General features: G+C 69.7%; 14 protein-coding genes. 4 read left to right on the top strand and 10 right to left on the bottom strand.

Translation table 11 applies throughout. The features are described from left to right. Nucleotides 1–5: 5 nt before the first annotated feature. Together ACXN5S_RS12985 and ACXN5S_RS12980 are read right to left on the bottom strand one after the other, a co-directional pair. Nucleotides 6–464: an Lrp/AsnC family transcriptional regulator gene (locus tag ACXN5S_RS12985; protein ID WP_458605857.1), complete on the bottom strand. Its 459-nt coding sequence runs from the start codon at nt 462–464 to the stop codon at nt 6–8. Beyond that, nucleotides 461–916: an Lrp/AsnC family transcriptional regulator gene (locus ACXN5S_RS12980; RefSeq protein ID WP_458605856.1), complete on the bottom strand. Its 456-nt coding sequence runs from the start codon at nt 914–916 to the stop codon at nt 461–463. Before ACXN5S_RS12980 ends, ACXN5S_RS12985 begins: the two co-directional genes overlap by 4 nt. Nucleotides 917–1,045: 129 nt before the next feature. On the opposite strand from ACXN5S_RS12980, the gene ilvC reads away from it, so the two are divergent. Beyond that, nucleotides 1,046–2,068, top strand: coding sequence for a ketol-acid reductoisomerase (gene ilvC / locus ACXN5S_RS12975; protein WP_458605855.1), 1,023 nt, complete (start codon nt 1,046–1,048; stop codon nt 2,066–2,068). A gap of 325 nt (nt 2,069–2,393) precedes the next feature. Here ilvC and ACXN5S_RS12970 read toward each other — a convergent pair whose 3' ends face one another. The 4 genes from ACXN5S_RS12970 to ACXN5S_RS12955 form a co-directional block, all read right to left on the bottom strand. After that, nucleotides 2,394–3,704 carry an ABC transporter permease gene (locus tag ACXN5S_RS12970; protein WP_458605854.1) on the bottom strand — a complete coding sequence of 437 codons (1,311 nt, stop codon included), beginning with the start codon at nt 3,702–3,704 and terminating at the stop codon, nt 2,394–2,396. After that, the gene (locus tag ACXN5S_RS12965) at nt 3,697–4,398 is read right to left on the bottom strand and encodes an ABC transporter ATP-binding protein (protein ID WP_458605853.1); all 702 of its coding nucleotides are present in this window, start codon (nt 4,396–4,398) and stop codon (nt 3,697–3,699) included. Before ACXN5S_RS12965 ends, ACXN5S_RS12970 begins: the two co-directional genes overlap by 8 nt. Nucleotides 4,399–4,404: 6 nt before the next feature. Further along, a complete protein-coding gene (locus tag ACXN5S_RS12960; protein WP_458605852.1) occupies nt 4,405–4,836 on the bottom strand; it encodes a hypothetical protein in 432 nt (143 codons plus the stop codon). Nucleotides 4,837–4,936: 100 nt separating this feature from the next. Then, the gene (locus ACXN5S_RS12955; RefSeq protein WP_458605851.1) at nt 4,937–6,436 is read right to left on the bottom strand and encodes an alkaline phosphatase; all 1,500 of its coding nucleotides are present in this window, start codon (nt 6,434–6,436) and stop codon (nt 4,937–4,939) included. Nucleotides 6,437–6,891: 455 nt separating this feature from the next. Here ACXN5S_RS12955 and purE point away from each other — a divergent pair, with 455 nt between their 5' ends. Next, nucleotides 6,892–7,368: a 5-(carboxyamino)imidazole ribonucleotide mutase gene (gene purE / locus ACXN5S_RS12950; RefSeq protein ID WP_458605850.1), complete on the top strand. Its 477-nt coding sequence runs from the start codon at nt 6,892–6,894 to the stop codon at nt 7,366–7,368. Next, nucleotides 7,361–8,431 (top strand): 5-(carboxyamino)imidazole ribonucleotide synthase, encoded by a 1,071-nt coding sequence (locus ACXN5S_RS12945; RefSeq protein WP_458605849.1) that lies wholly within the window; start codon nt 7,361–7,363, stop codon nt 8,429–8,431. The genes purE and ACXN5S_RS12945 overlap by 8 nt, the downstream gene beginning before the upstream one ends. A gap of 133 nt (nt 8,432–8,564) precedes the next feature. Here the strand turns inward: ACXN5S_RS12945 and ACXN5S_RS12940 are convergent, their stop codons facing one another. From ACXN5S_RS12940 to ACXN5S_RS12925, 4 genes are all read right to left on the bottom strand, one after another. Further along, the gene (locus ACXN5S_RS12940; RefSeq protein WP_458605848.1) at nt 8,565–9,575 is read right to left on the bottom strand and encodes a YcjF family protein; all 1,011 of its coding nucleotides are present in this window, start codon (nt 9,573–9,575) and stop codon (nt 8,565–8,567) included. After that, nucleotides 9,572–10,003, bottom strand: coding sequence for an N-acetyltransferase family protein (locus ACXN5S_RS12935; protein ID WP_458605847.1), 432 nt, complete (start codon nt 10,001–10,003; stop codon nt 9,572–9,574). The genes ACXN5S_RS12940 and ACXN5S_RS12935 overlap by 4 nt, the downstream gene beginning before the upstream one ends. Further along, entirely contained in the window at nt 10,000–11,409 is a 1,410-nt protein-coding gene (locus tag ACXN5S_RS12930; protein ID WP_458605846.1) for a YcjX family GTP-binding protein, read from the bottom strand. The genes ACXN5S_RS12935 and ACXN5S_RS12930 overlap by 4 nt, the downstream gene beginning before the upstream one ends. Nucleotides 11,410–11,501: 92 nt before the next feature. Continuing rightward, nucleotides 11,502–12,830: a hypothetical protein gene (locus ACXN5S_RS12925; protein WP_458605845.1), complete on the bottom strand. Its 1,329-nt coding sequence runs from the start codon at nt 12,828–12,830 to the stop codon at nt 11,502–11,504. Between the two features lie 113 nt (nt 12,831–12,943). Here ACXN5S_RS12925 and truA point away from each other — a divergent pair, with 113 nt between their 5' ends. Continuing rightward, the gene (gene truA / locus ACXN5S_RS12920; protein ID WP_458605844.1) at nt 12,944–13,711 is read left to right on the top strand and encodes a tRNA pseudouridine(38-40) synthase TruA; all 768 of its coding nucleotides are present in this window, start codon (nt 12,944–12,946) and stop codon (nt 13,709–13,711) included. Nucleotides 13,712–13,774 lie beyond the last annotated feature (63 nt).

The raw sequence follows: 13,774 nt of genomic DNA, 5'->3' as shown, positions 1-13,774 counted from the left end.
GCCGGTCAGATCGGGCCGGGCCGGCGCTCTTCGCTCAGCAGCACGTTCGCTTCCAGCGCGCCGACGCCGGGCAACGTCATGATCCGCCGGCGCAGCACCCGCTCGAAATCGGCGAGGTCGCGGGCCACCACCCGCAGGCGGAAGTCGTAGAGGCCGAGCACATGCTCCACCAGCTGCACCTCGCGGATCCCGCCCACGGCCCGCTCGAAATCGGCCAGGTTCACCTGCGCCTTGGCGGCCAGTTTCACGCCCAGAAACACCGTCACCCCAAAGCCCAGCGCCTGCCGGTCGAGCTTCAGCCGCCGCCCGGCGATCACCCCCGCCTCGCGCAGCCGCTTGAGGCGTCGCCAGGCGGCAGGCTGCGACAGGCCTAGGCGGCGGCCCAGCTCTGCCGTCGGCAGGGCGGCATCGGCGGTCAGCAGGCGCAGCATCTGCCGGTCGGTCTCGTCGAGGTCGAGGCTCATAGCGGCAGCGCCTCGTCGCGCTTCACTTCCGTCAGGGTCATCAGGCTTTCGATATCGGCGATATGCGGCAGGGTCAGGATGCGGCGCCGATAGATCTGCTGGTAATGGTCGAGGTCGCGCGCGATGACATGCAGCCGCACATCGACCCGGCCGAGGAAGGTCTGGATCTCGGTCACCTCGGGGATGGCGCGTGCGCCGTCGAGGAATTCCTCGAAGCCGCCGGGGACCGTCTTGTCGAGCGTCACCCGCAGGCTGACAGCGACCTCATAGCCCAGCGCCCGCCAGTCGATCACCGCCTCCTGGCCCAGGATCACCCCAGCCTCCTCCATCTTGGCCACGCGCCGCCCGGCCTTTAGCGCGCTCACACCGGCCCGCTCGGCCAGCTCGGCCAGCGAGAGTTCCGGCTCAGCTTGCCAGAGGCGCAGAAGACGGCGGTCGGTATCGTCGAGCATGGAAACCTCGCAATTTCCCAGACGCGCGCATGATTGCATCGCATGTTGATGGAAATACCCGCTCTTCTGCCCTCGCCGCAAGCCCGCCGGCCCGCTACACCGGCGCAGCAAATTCCAAGGAGGGACGAGATGCGCGTCTATTACGATCGCGATTGCGATGTGAACCTGATCAAGGACATGAAAGTGGCCATCCTGGGCTACGGCTCCCAGGGCCACGCCCATGCGCTGAACCTGCGCGATTCCGGCGCCAAGAACGTTGTCGTCGCACTCCGCGAGGGCTCGCCGTCGAAAGCCAAGGCCGAGGGCGAAGGCCTGCAGGTCATGGGCATCGCAGAAGCCGCCGCCTGGGCCGACCTAATCATGTTCACCATGCCCGACGAGCTGCAGGCCGAGACCTACAAGAAATACGTGCATGACAACCTGAAAGAGGGCGCGGCCATCGCCTTTGCCCACGGTCTCAACGTGCACTTCGGCCTGATCGAGCCGAAGAAGGGCGTCGATGTCATCATGATGGCTCCCAAGGGCCCCGGCCACACCGTGCGCGGCGAATACGTCAAAGGCGGCGGTGTGCCCTGCCTCGTCGCCGTCGACACCGACGCGACGGGCCGCGCCATGGAGATCGGCCTCTCCTACTGCTCCGCCATCGGCGGCGGCCGCTCGGGCATCATCGAGACGAACTTCCGGCAGGAATGCGAGACCGATCTCTTCGGCGAGCAGGCCGTTCTCTGCGGCGGCCTCGTCGAGCTCATCCGCATGGGCTTCGAGACGCTGGTCGAGGCCGGCTACGAGCCCGAGATGGCCTATTTCGAGTGCCTGCACGAGGTGAAGCTGATCGTGGACCTGATCTACGAAGGCGGCATCGCCAACATGAACTACTCGATCTCGAACACCGCCGAATACGGCGAGTATGTCTCCGGCCCGCGCATCCTGCCGTACGAGGAGACGAAGAAGCGCATGAAGGACGTGCTGACCGACATCCAGAACGGCAAGTTCGTGCGTGATTTCATGCAGGAAAACGCCGTCGGCCAGCCGAGCTTCAAGGCCACGCGTCGCCTGAACGACGAACATCAGATCGAGCAGGTCGGCGAAAAGCTCCGCGCCATGATGCCGTGGATCGGCAAGGGCAAACTGGTCGACAAGGCCCGCAACTAAGGGCTTAGACCAGAGCGACATGAAGGCGGCCCGGCAGCGATGCCGGGCCGTTTTTTGTCGGGGCGTCGAGTGGTGACCTGGCCCACCATTCCGATCCGAAATCCGAGACCACTTCGCACGCCGGCCCGTGGGGTGGCGCTATAACGGCGCCGCTATCGCGCTTTATGTCTGCAACGACCCTCCTCGCGGCGGGCTCTGCGGTACCGTCACCAGAGCGCCAGCCCGCGGGGAAGGGCCGGCGCTCGCGCGGCGGCCTGACGGCCTTGATTCCGCGCGGGGGAGGAGCGCTGGTGGCCGGGCAACGGCGGGGTGAACCCCGCCTCCCCTACGCCCGCAGCTCCGGCACGATCTCCCGCCGCAAAGCCGCCCAGGCCGGCAGCAGCGCCAGAACCGCCGTCAGCGAGACGAAGCCAGCCGCCATCTGCACCTCCGGCCAGGCCAGGGTCGCGCGCACCAGGATGTCCGTCCGCGCTGTCACCACCGCCGAGAGCGCCCAGGCGGCGCCGAAGCCCAATGCCAACCCCAGCGCCGTGCCCAGCGCCAGCAGACCCACGGCATAGCTCCACACCACCGCCGCCACGAAGCGGCCCGGTGCGCCCAGAGCCCGCAGCAGCGCCAGTGCCCGGGCGAAGAGCCGCACGAGGATGGCCAGTGCCAGCAACACCGCCAGCGTCACCAGCACCTGCGACGCCATGGCGAGCACGCTCATCGCCTCGCGCACATCGCCGAGCCGCGCCTGCAGCTGCGCCAGCACGGTGCCGGGGAAGAACGCCATCATGTCGTCCTGCCCGTAGCGCGAGAGGAGCTGGTAATTCGCCCCCAGAGTTGCGCCCCGCACGAGGATCGCGGGCGTGCCGGGGAAGTACTCCGCATCGAAGGGCGGACCGAGCTGCTCGCCGGCCTCCGGGGCGTGGCCATTGGCGAGGCCATGCACCTCCCACACCGCCTCGACCGGCACCAGCACCGCGCGGTCCCAGGGCGAACCGGTGCGCTCCATTACACCCACTACGCCGAAATGGTGGCCCGCGTGGGCATGCGCATCCGCGAAGTCGCCCACCCCATGCGCGGGTTCGATCTGGTCGCCGATCGCGAAGCCCGCCAGCGCGCCCACCACCGCCTCTTCATGGGCGGCGAAGGCGCGCCCCTCGGCCAGCTCGGGCGACATATGGGCCACGAACTCGGCCGTCGTGCCCACCACCGGCGCCGCGCCGGCGCTGTCGCCAAAAGCCAGCGGGGCAGCGAGAGCGACGGCGGGGTCGCTGGCGACCTCGGCATATTGAGCGCCGGTCAGCAGCGGCATGTCACTGGCCTGCAGGTAGACGGCAGCGAGCATGGCGGTCAGCTCGCTGCCCGGCGCCGCGATGATCAGGTCGAACGGGTCCGCCGCCCGGGCGGTGCCGGCGCGCAGCCCCCGCTCCGCCGCCAGAAGCCCGGCGCCGATGGCGATGGCAGAGGCGATGAGGGCGACGAAGGCGATATTGGCGAAGCGGAAGCGCCGGCCCATGTCGCGGATCAGCGGCAGCGGGGCGAACCCGCGCAGCAGCACCGCGCCTATGACAAGGGCGGGCAGCAGAAGGCCGAGCGCCCAGAGAAGATCCTGCACGCCGGTCGGCAGGCCATACCAGAGGTCACGCATGGGCCGGCTCCGCCATCTGGCCATCGCGGATCTCCAGCCGGGCGCCCAGCGCCGCAACCAGCCCCGCATCGTGGCTCACCGCCACCAGCGTGCGCTCGCCGGCCAGCGCGGCAAGGTCGGCGATCAGCCGGTCGGCGCTGGTACGGTCGAGGCTCGCCGTCGGCTCGTCGGCCAGCAGCACGGCCGGGTTGCCCGCCAGCGCCCGCGCGATGGAGACGCGCTGCCGCTCGCCGCCCGAGAGGGAGGCAGCGAGCTGGCCGGTCTTGTCGCCGAGGCCGAGCCGCTCCAGCCAATGCGCGGCCCCGGCACGCAGGGCGGCGCGCTCGGCGGGCGGGGCATAGGCGGCGCTGAGGGCGGCGTTGTCGAGGGCCGACATCTCGTCGAAGAGCTGATGGTCCTGAAAGACCAGCCCCACCCGCCCCCGGCGCCAGCGGGCGCGGGCGGCGGGGGACATCGCGGTGATCTCGTCCTCGCCCCAGACGATGTGCCCGCTCGTCGCTGGCACGAGGCCGGCGAGCGCGAAGAGCAGCGTCGATTTGCCCGCCCCCGAGGGACCGGTGATGGCGAGCGCTTGCCCGGCGGCGAGGTCCAACGCCGGAAGGGTCAGCAGGCGGCGGCCGCCGGCCTCGACCGTGAGGTCGCGCAGGGCGAGCGGGGCGCCGGCGGGGGCCGGCGCGGCAAAGGCGTTGGTCATGGCCCGTCAGGCGCGCGAGAAGCGGGCGTCGACCAGGCGCAGGCGGCTGACGAAGCCGGTGTCGGCCTCCGTCTCGGTGCCGAGCTCGAGGATGCCGGTGGTGTTGAGCCGCACATTGAAGGGCTGCACGTCGTAGACGCGGGCCGTGTGGATGGCGGCGATATCGTCGGGCCATTCCGCCTCGGTCTCGCAGAAGGGGCAGACGGCGAGCGGCATCTTGGTGAGCACGAAGAAGGTGGAATTGGCCTTCAGCGGCGGCGCCATGAAGCCTTCCAGCGTCACGGGCGCGCCTTCGAGCGAGAGGGCGAGGTCGGAGAAGGACATGTCGCGGTTGTAGAGGTCGCGCAGCTTGACCGGCTCGGTGGCCCCGGCGGCGGCGAGGGCCGGCAGAGGCAGGGCGGCTAGCGTGGCGCTGGCAAGAAAGGTGCGGCGCTTCATCGGAGCACTCCAATTTGGCGAGTCGCGGGTCGGGCTCGACAGGAGGATAATGGAAAGCGGGCCGCCCGCGAAGGACGGCCCGCCGGTGCAAGCTGAGCTGTTACTCGGCGTGCTGGGCGTAGTTCATGACGTGGAAGATCTCGTTCTGCTCCATCACGCCGTTGACGAGGTGCGCCCAGGGGCCCTTCGCGAAGATCGCGACGTCTTCGCCCGAGTGCGTCTCGGAGCCCATCGGGATCAGCGCCTGCTGCACGTAGTCGAGGTCGGTCGCCTCTTCTTCGGTCAGGTCGGGGCGCGTGCCCGAATAGGTGCCGTCTTCCTGCTCGACAAGCACCGAGCCGGCGCCGTTGAGGAAGCCCGCCACGGTGTAGGGCTTGCCGTCGGAGCCGAGGAGAGGCTCGCCGGTGTTCATCTCACCGGCATCGTCGGCATCCATGCAGAGGCCGAGGATGTCGGAGCCACGGCCGCAGTAGCCGTTGAACGCGATGGCATGCTCGTGGTCGGCGGTGACGATGATGAGCGTGTTGCTCTCATCGGTCATGTCGATGGCGGCCTGCACGGCTTCGGCGAAGGCCACACCGTCGCGCACGACGCGGGCGAGGTTGCCGGCGTGGTTGGCGTGGTCGACACGGCCGGCCTCGACTTCGAGGTAATAGCCGCCCTCATTGGCCGACAGCGTGTTGATGGCGAATTCGGTCATCTCGGCGAGCGAGGGCTCGTCGGAACGGTCGGCTTCGTATTCCATATGGCTGGCTTCGAAGAGGCCGAGGATCGGGCCGTTCTCGAGGGAGGCGTCGAGGCCTTCCAGCGTCTCGGCGTTCCAGGCGAACTGGCCGCCCATGTCGGTGATCTCGGCGACCAGGTTGCGGCCGTCTTCGCGGGTGCCGTTATAGCCTTCGTCACCGGTGACGTCGGACGGCATGAAGTAGCGGCCGCCGCCACCCAGGGCGAGGTCGATCGTGCCGGCTTCCATGGCGGCGATCATCTGGGCGGCGATGTCGAGCTGCTCGCAGCCCTCGGGGATGCCGGTGTCGTCTTCCCAGTTGCGGTTGGCGGTGCGGGCGTAGACGGCGGCCGGCGTGGCGTGCGTCAGGCGCGCGGTCGAGATGATGCCGACTGATTTGCCCATGTCCGTGGCGATCTCGGACATCAGTGTCAGCGGCTCGGCTTCGAGGCCGGCGGCGCAATCGTCGACGGCCACTTCGGCCGGCAGGTTGATGACGGTGTTGCGCTGCTTGACGCCGGTATTCATGGCGCCGGCGGTCGGGGCGGAGTCAGGCGTCTGGCCGTTGACCGAGTAGGTCTTGACGAGGGCCGAGTTCGGGAAGGCCTCGTAGGGCAGGACGTAATCGTCGCCCATGCCGCCCTCTTGCTGGCCGGCGAAGAGGCGGATGGCGTAGTTCGTGCCCACGCCCATGCCGTCGGCCACGAAGAGGATGACGTTGGTCGCGGTGTTGGTATTCGGCGTGACGCCGGCGCGGGCTTCGACGGCAGCAGCGCCGTTCGTGAACCACTCGCTGTCGGCCTGGGTGATGTCCTGGGCGAATGCGGGCGCGGCGAGGGCCACGAGGGCCACGCTCGCCTTGAGCGAAGATTTCATTGGGTTGCTCCTAGGGTTGCTCGTGCGGCGGGCATAGGAGCGGCGCGACTCCGTTCCGTGACAGACGGGTTAAGGTTTTGTGACCGACGCTAGGGCAAGGAGACGGGTGGTGGGCGCGAGCTGTGCGTCAGCTCGGCCCACCTCGGCGGTCCGCCCTCTAGAGATGAGGTTCTGCAGCCTACTGCCACCAGCGCCGTTCCGAACCCGGCCCGGAATCAAGCCGAAGGCGCCGGGCGAGCGCCTGCCCGTCCCTGCGGGCTGGCGGCGCTCTGGTGAAGGCAGCATCTAGCTAGGGGATGGGAGGGGTGTGGCTGACACAAGGCACAACAGCGGCAGCCGAGCTGCGCCACCCTACGGGCAGGCGCTCGCCCGGCTTCCGTTACGCCTCCACCGCCCCATTGCGGCAAGGTCGCGCGCCAGTATAGTGCCGCTTCCAAATCGAAGGGGGCATCCGAATGGCCGAGGTCGGCATCATCATGGGCAGCCAGTCCGACTGGCCCACAATGAAGGCCGCGGCCGAGGTGCTGGGCGAGCTGGGGGTGGAGGTCGAGACCAAGATCGTCTCCGCCCACCGCACGCCCGACCGGCTTTATACATACGGCAAGGAAGCTGCGGGCCGGGGCCTCAAGGTGATCATCGCCGGCGCCGGCGGCGCCGCGCATCTGCCCGGCATGATGGCGTCGAAGACCCGCCTGCCCGTCATCGGTGTGCCGGTGCAGACGAAGGCGCTCGGCGGCGTCGATTCGCTCTATTCCATCGTGCAGATGCCCAGCGGCTTTCCCGTCGCCACCATGGCGATCGGCGGCGGCAAGAACGCGGGCCTGATGGCCGCCGCGATCCTCGCCATCTCCAACCCCTCCCTCGCCCAGCGCCTTGATGCCTGGCGCGAGGCCCTCTCTGCCTCCATCCCCGATGAGCCCAGCGATGAGTGACCCCCTGCCCCCCGGCGCCCGCATCGGCATTCTCGGCGGCGGCCAGCTTGGCCGGATGCTCGCCATGGCCGCCGGCAAGATCGGCCTCGCCCCGGCGATCTATGACCCGACGCCCGGCGCCCCCGCCGGGCAGGTCGCCCCGCTCACCACGGCGGGCTGGGACGATGCCGAGGCGCTCGCCCGCTTCGCCGGCAGCGTCGATGTCGTGACCTACGAGTTCGAGAACATCCCCGAGGCGGCGCTCGACGCCATCGAGGCAGTGGTGCCCATCCACCCGCCCCGCCGCGCGCTCGCCATCAGCCAGGACAGGCTGACGGAGAAGGATTTCCTCACCTCGCTCGGCCTGACCGTTGCCCCCTACGCCAAGGTGGACAATGCCGGCGAGCTCGACCTCGCGCTGGCCACCATCGGCATGCCGGCGATCCTGAAGACCCGCCGCATGGGCTACGACGGCAAGGGCCAGGCCCGCATCATGAGTGGCGAAGACGCCGCCCCGGCGATCGAGGCCATGGCCGGCGCGCCCGCCGTGCTGGAAGGCTTCGTCGATTTCTCCCGCGAGATCAGTGTGATCGCCGCGCGCGGGCAGGACGGGCAGGTCGCCGCGTTCGACCCCGGTGAGAACCGCCACAAGGATGGCATCCTGCGCCACACCCGCGTGCCGGCGGAGATCTCCTCCAGCCTCGCCGCCGATGCGGTGCTGATGGCGGGGCGTATCCTGAATGCACTCGACTACGTGGGCGTCTTGGGGGTGGAGCTCTTCGTCACCAAGGCCGGGCTCGTGGTCAACGAGATCGCGCCCCGCGTGCACAACTCGGGCCATTGGACGCAGGCGGGCTGCCTCATCGACCAGTTCGAGCAACATATCCGCGCCGTGGCCGGATGGCCGCTGGGCGACGGCAGCCGCCACAGCGACGTGGAGATGGAGAACCTGATCGGCGACGACATGGCAAAGGTGCCGCAGATCATTGCCGAGGGGGCCGACCTGCATCTCTACGGCAAGGCCGAGACGCGCCCCGGCCGCAAGATGGGCCATGTGAACCGCCTGCTGAACTACCCCGGCTGAGCCAGAGAGCGGAAACCATATGGTTTCCGCCCGCGATTTCCATATGGAAATCGCCGCCCGGCTGCGGCGGCGAGCCACGGAAATCGCGCGATTTCCGTCACGATTTTCGCGCGAAAATCGGCCTGGCGGCGCGCTATCGCTTCTCCTCCGGCGGAACCACCGGCTCCTTGCCCACGCCGAACAGGCCCGTCAGCGCCCGGCTCACCAGGTTCGTCACCGAGGGTTTGCGCAGGGCCGTGAAGGGCAACGGGCGGCAGATCTCCATCGCCGCCACGCCCACGCGCGCCGTCAGCGCTCCGTTGACGATGCCCTCGCCGAAGCGCCGCGACAGCCGCGTCAGGATCGAGCCGCCGGCGACGGAGTGGATGAGGTCGTCCCCCACAGCCACCGCGCCCGTCGCCACTAGATGCGTCATCACCGCCCGCACCAGCCGCCAGGCTCCGAGCGTGCCGGAGCGGCCGCCGTAGATCTCGCCGATGCGGCGGATCATACGCATGTTGGCCGTCAGCGCCGTCACCACGTCGGCCAGCGCCAGCGGCACCAGCGCCGTCACCGTCGCCACCGAGCGGGCAGAGGCCTCGATCTCACGGCGGGCAGCGTTGTCGAGCGGCTCCAGCAGCGAGCGCTCCGCGAGGCCCAGAAGCGCGCCCGGGTCCATCACCTCGTCCTGCCGCTCCTTCAGGCGACCCAGGCCCCAGGCCAGATCCTCGCGCCCGTGGTAGAGCCGGCGCATGGAATCGGCCACGGCCCGCGCCTCGCTCAGCGTTGTCGCCGAGGCGGCGGCGGTTTGCAGATGCTCCAGCTTGCCGAGACGGGCGAAGGCCGCCAGCTCGCGCAGCGTGAGCACCACCAGGAACAGCACCGTGCCCGTCACCAGCACCGTCGCGATGAGGCCGAGCAGCGGATAGGCGAGGATGAGCCCCTCGATCCAGCGCCAGGTGGCGATGGAGGCGGCGAAGAGGATCAGCGAGCCGAGGAACGACAGGAACAGCCGCAGCACCGGCGAGGGCCGGCGCGCGGCCAGCGCGGCGGCGCGCTGCATCGCCGCGCCCTGCGGCAGCGGCTCGGGCACCGGCGGCGCGGTCTCCGGGCGGGCCTGTTCCGCCGCCTCTTCGAGCTCGATCATCACGGGGCCGCGGCTCATGGCTGTGCCTCCCAGGCGTAGCGGATGTCAGGCAGGCCTTCTTCGTTGTCACCGGGCGTGCGGCCGGCCTCAACGAAGCCTTCGCGCCGGTAGAAGGCCCGCGCGCGGTCATTGGCCTGGAAGGTCCATAGGGTGAGGCGGCGGCGCCGCGCCTTCGCGGCCTCCAGCAGCGCCCGGCCAAGGCCCCTGCCCCGCGCCTCCCGTGACACATAAAGGCTGCCGATCTCGTCCCCTTTGAGGGTGAGGAACCCCTCGACGGGATCGCCCGTCACCAGAACTTCGGCCTCTTCGACCAGACGATCGCAGAAGGCCCGATCCTCCTCGGCGCTGTGCAGGCGCGGCATCCACGGCGTGTCGCGCACCCAGGCGCCGAGGATGGCGGCCATGGCGGGCGCGTCGTCCGGCGTGGCGGGGCGCAGGGCGGTCACAGCTTGTCTCCGAAGAGGAACTCGGCGGCACTGTCGAGGCGGATATGCGGGGGCCCCTCGCCCGGCTTCAGCGTCAACCGCGCGGGCAGGAACTTGGCCGCCTGGTAGCCATCGTCGGCCCATGTCTCTGCCCCGCTGCGGGCGGGGTTGAGCAGGTGGCCGGGGTCGCTCGGCAGGGCGCCGGGGTGGAAGGCGGCCTGCTTGTCGCCGGCGACGCGCCCCTTCACCACGTCGAGCTCCTCGCCCTGCCAGGTCACCCGGTCCTCCACCGTGCAGCGGAGGCTGGCGATGGCCATGGCCGCCGTCGTCGCCCCGGCGAAATCGGCCCGGTCACGCGCCTCGCGCAGCATGGCGGCGGCGATATTGGCGAGCGCGGGGTGCTGGGAGTGGTGCAGGTGGTCCGCCTTGGTGGCGGCGAAGAGGATGCGCTCCACCCGCCGCCCGCCGAAGGCCCGCGTCAGCCAGCCGGCGCGGCCCGGGCGGAAGGCGGCGAGGATGTCGGCCATGGCGGTGCGCAGATCGTCAAACGCGCGCGGCCCCGAATGGAGCGCGCCCAGCACGTCGATCAGCACCACCTGCCGGTCGATCCGGGAGAAGTGGTCGCGGAAGAACGGCTTCACCACATGACGCTTGTAGCTCTCGAACCGCCGTTCGAATTCGTGCGCGAGGCTGCCGCGCGGCGCCGGGCCCTCGGGCAGCGGCGCGAAGGTCAGCACCGGCGAGCCCTCCATGTCGCCGGGCAGCAGGAACCGACCGGGGCCGAGATCGGCATAGCCCTCCTTGCGGGCCTCCTGCAGATAGGCGCTGAACGCCCCGGCGAGCGCCTTGGCATCGGGTTCCTGCAGCGGCTTGCCGGGATCGGCGGCGTCGAGCGCGGCCAGCCAGGGCTCGGCCACCTTGCGCTGGCGAGCGCGGGCGAGGACCTCGGCGGACCATTCGGCGAAGCTCTTCTCCATCAGGCCGAGGTCGAGCAGCCACTCGCCGGGGTAATCCACGATATCGAGATGCACCGTCTGCGGCCCGGCCATGCGGTTGAAGAACCCCGCCGGCTCGATGCGGAACGACAGGCGGAGCGTGCTGATCCGCCGCGTGCCCTCGGGCCATTGCGGGTTCGCCCCGGTCAGCCGGGCGCGGTGCTCTTCGTAATCGAAACGGGGCAGCGTGTCGTCGGGCTGGGGCTGCAGCCAGACGGAGCGGACCTCGCCCGATTCCGCTGCGCGGAGCGCCGGCATCCGGCCGCGGTCGAGCAAGTTGGCGACGAGCGAGGTAATGAACACCGTCTTGCCCGCCTCGCTGAGCCCGGTGACGCCGAGCCGCACGACGGGGTCGGAGAATGGCGCCGTGAGCCGGTCCGTCGCCCCCTCGACGCCGCGCAGCAGCCCTTCGGCCATGTTCGAGATGACCACGCCTGTTCCTTCCCACCGTTACAGCGCCTCAAGGTAGGGCCGCGCGGCGCCGGTGGGAAGGGCAAGCGCCCGAAAGGCCGGGCAGATCGGCCTCAGGCCGGGCCGCAGATGATGACCTCGGTCTCCTGGCAATTGCACTCGGCATCGCAGGAAACCTCGTGCGAGATGGTGCAGGTCTCGCCGCCCCGCTCTTCGGTGTATTCCTCCGAGTAGCTCTCGCAGGTCAGTCCTTCCGAGCCGGTGAAGCTGTCGAAGGTGACTTCCATGTCGCGCTGCCCCTCTTCCATGATGAGGTCGTAGGCATTGGACGCTTCGAGATCGATGGTGAAATCGGCCACGCGCTCTTCCAGGCAGGCGAGGTAGAGCTCGGCCCGCACATAGTCGCGCGCCTTCTGCGAGACGCGGGCGACCGAGCCGATCGGGTCTGGCAGCGCGATGGTGACGGAGCCGCCGACTGCGGCGCCCCCGACGGTGATGCTCTCGATAAGGCCGACGCCGGTGGCATCCGCAACGTTTTTCATCGTCTCTTCCCGGACGGTGGCGCGGAACTCCAGCTCGGCCACCTTCTTGTTTGCACGGGCATCGCAGAGTTCGGTCTTCGGCACGTTGTCGGTGCCGATGGGTCGCACCTCCGCCCCGTTCGGCCCGGTGCCGGGCGGCTCCGTGCCCTCCGGCGGCTCGGGCAGGGCGATATCGTCGAAACTGCCAGAGATGGTGAAGCTGGCCTCCTGCTCCTCCGCCGAGACGGTGCCATCGGGCAGCACGAAGCGCTCGGAGACCACCCACCACGCGCCGTCCGAGACATTCGACCAGCCATAGCCGTGGTTGCGCAGCTCCAGCGTGCCGACATCCACCCACAGGCCCTGCCCCTCGGCAATGGCCGTGCGCGGGCCTGCGGGCACCTGGATGCGGGCGGCGCGCTGGAAGAGCCAGCCATCGGCATCCTCGTGGTAGCCGTAGTCGAGCAGGAAGCGCCAGGCCAGGCGCGACCCAGCGAAACAGCGGGGCCGGGTGGTCTCGGTGGCAGCGATAGCGCCTGTCCCGGTGCCGCAGGGCACATCCGCCACCACCATGGTGGCAACGCCGAGGCGGGGATGAAAGCCGGTGAGCTCCATCACCGTGGCCGCCTCTTCACCCAAGGTCGGCAGGGGGGCGCCGGGCGCGGCGCGGCACCCCGCCCCGGCACAGGCGAAGTGGTCGATATAGTCGAACCCTTCTTCGGCAAGCATCTGGCGCGCCATTGCCTCTGTGGTGCGCCCGTCACCGAAGGGCAGGAGACGCCCGTGATCGCCGCGGAGGGCCGGGCCGGCGCCAACCGCCCGGCCGCCTTCAAGAACGGGCTGGGCCGCGAGGGGCTGCGAGAGCGAGAGCAGAACGAGGCCCGGCAGGGCAAACCGCCGGGCAAGGGAATGCAAGATCATGACAAAGCTCTTTCGAAAAAAGGTCACTTTAAAAGATGCCGCCAAAGGGCCCCCTCATGGCACGTGCGGGGGCCGCAATTGTAAAGTCAGGTTCTCCCGCCTATCAGGCCGCCATGCCCCGCTACGCCCTACGCATCGAATATCACGGCGCCCCCTTCGCCGGCTGGCAGCGCCAGAAGGAGCAGCGCTCCGTGCAGGGCGCCATCGAGGCCGCGCTAGCGAAACTGGAGCCGCGAGAGCACACCATCGCTGCTGCCGGGCGAACCGATGCTGGTGTGCATGCGCGCGGCCAGGTCGCCCATTGCGATATGGAGAAGGCGTGGGACCCGTTCCGCCTGTCAGAAGCGCTGAACCACCATCTCCGCCCCGATCCCGTTGCCATGACCGCCTGCGCGGCGGTGGACGACGAGTTCCACGCCCGCTTTTCCGCGATCGAGCGGCGCTACACCTTCCGCATCCTCGTGCGGCGGGCACCGGCGGTGCTGGCGGGCGGGCAGGTCTGGCGTGTGCCGGGGCCGCTGGATGCCGGGGCGATGGCGGCGGGGGCGGCTTACCTGATCGGCAAGCACGATTTCACCACCTTCCGCTCGTCGATCTGCCAGGCGGCCAGCCCGGTGAAGACGCTGGACACCTGCGATGTCGAGGAGGTGGCAACACCACTCGGCCCCGAGATCCGCCTGCATCTGCGAGCCCGCAGTTTTCTGCACAACCAGGTCCGCTCCATCGCCGGCACGCTGGAGCGGGTGGGCTACGGCGCCTGGCCGCCGGAGCGGGTGGGCGAGGCTTTGGCCGCGGCTGACCGCGCCGCCTGCGGCCCCGTCGCGCCGCCGGAGGGGCTGTGCATGACCGGCGTCGGCTATCCGGTCGATCCCTTCGCCTGAGCGGCGGAAAACTGGGCAGGAATTCGCAGGCCTGCAAAGAGTTGACTGGCCCTCCGCTGCCAA

It is taken from the genome of Pseudoroseicyclus sp. H15, from assembly GCF_054353345.1.
This window is presented reverse-complemented; position numbering and strand designations above follow the sequence as displayed.